Here is a 1,548-nt window from a genome sequence, read left to right as displayed (position 1 = left end):
GAGCAGCGCAATGCCGCACTCGAGGCCCAGACTCAACGGACGCCGGCGGCACCGCAAGGGTTTGGCGCTGGTGAAGATGACAACGATGGCCTCGGCGGACTGCTGGATACCGACGGCCTTCTACAGGAACACACACCTCAGCCCACTCGCTCTCCCGAGGAGCAGGCCACGATCGCTGCCGATCTGACACTCTCGCCTCACCGTGAAACCGAGGGGCATCGCCAGTTGCGTCACTGGCAGGCGAAGGAGCACGGCGAGGAAGCGATCGACTTCGAAGCGGCGGCGCTCAAGAGCGTGCCGCTCCAGGACGGCGGCCGCATTGCCCCGATCACCGATCTCTGGCACGTCCCGACCTGGCGTCGCAACGCCCAGGATCTGCGCATGCAGATCGGCGAGGTGGTTCAGCTGCTAGCCAGATGGGCGGGAATCGAGGTGAGCGGATCCAGCGAGGTAATCCGCCTCAATGCCCGCGACGGTCTCGGCTATGAACTCGGTCCCCTCGAGGGGGCTCCCAGCCGGCGTGCTCAGCTCGTCTGGCAACTGCTCGCCGGCCTCGAGGGCAACATCGACCCGGTGATGCCAAGTGATATCTCATTGTTGGGCGAGCTGGTGGGCAGTCACGGTAACGACACCGACGTGCGCTTTCCCGATGGTCTTTTCGTTCGTGTGTTCTGGCTGACCCGGTTAATCCGGGTCTTGCGTGACGGTCTCGATGCAGAGGGGGATTCGTGATGGCAACACCGCAACTCAATCATGCGCTGTTCAACCAGGCGCTGGTTCTGATCCGCGAGGGTGACATGCGTCGCGCCCGGGCGCTGGGTTTTCGCGATGACGAGCTGCAGAGTCTCAGTCGCCTGCGGGCCAGCGAGATCGAATCCCTGATCAATGAGTTTCCGGGCGTGGCCCGGTTCGAGCTGGATCACGACACGTTCAAGGCGGCATTGCGCCGTGTCGATCGCGACCAGGATCGCGACGGGCTGGTCGATCACTGTATTCGTCACGGGGCTAGCGTGCAGATGCTGGCTACCTTCTTTGGCCTGACCCCGAACGACTGCTCAGCGCGACGTACCCTGCTAGGCGTGCCGAGCCGACAGGGGCGACTGCCCATGCCGGAGGAGAAGGTCGAACACGAAGCCTATCATCGCTGGCAGACCATCTCCGACGATCCGGCCAGTCCTGGTGCCGTGGAAGACATTCGCGGCATGCTGGTACTAGCAGAGGAGGTCGAGCTGCCCCTAGCCGTGATCTGGACGCTGATCAAACAGTGGACCCTACCGGAGCAGGCGCGTCAGCAGAGCCTACCTGCCGAGGACGAGGGCGCGGTGCGTGAAGGGGTGGCGTGATGAAACATTTTGACGCGCTCATCGGGCGCGCCGCGTCATCCCTGACCCAACGCCGAGGCCAAGCCGCCTCGGCGTCGAGCGTTCAGGAAGACGCTCTGGACGGCCTACTGTTCATGGGCAATCCCCATGAAACTGTTCCTCGAGCGCTGCTGCTCGATCAGCGGCTGGGCGCGGTCGACGTGCTGGGCTGGCAGATGATCCGGCT

General features: G+C 64.0%; 2 protein-coding genes and 1 pseudogene. All 3 read left to right on the top strand.

Features of this window, described 5'->3' with window-relative positions; genetic code table 11:
* The coding region (locus CCD76_RS20120) for a hypothetical protein (protein ID WP_179208975.1) at positions 1 to 732 on the top strand (732 nt) is incomplete at its 5' end.
* Positions 732 to 1,343: a DUF2857 domain-containing protein gene (locus CCD76_RS19280; protein WP_087721101.1), complete on the top strand. Its 612-nt coding sequence runs from the start codon at positions 732 to 734 to the stop codon at positions 1,341 to 1,343. The genes CCD76_RS20120 and CCD76_RS19280, both read left to right, overlap by 1 nt.
* A pseudogene (locus tag CCD76_RS19275) lies at positions 1,343 to 1,548 on the top strand (hypothetical protein); the annotation flags it as partial. The gene CCD76_RS19280 and the pseudogene CCD76_RS19275, both read left to right, overlap by 1 nt.

This window comes from Salinicola salarius (genome assembly GCF_002179555.1).
Classification (GTDB): Bacteria; Pseudomonadota; Gammaproteobacteria; order Pseudomonadales; family Halomonadaceae; genus Salinicola; species Salinicola salarius_A.
The sequence above is the reverse complement of the archived record's forward strand: the minus strand, read 5'-3'. Positions and strand labels throughout refer to the sequence as shown.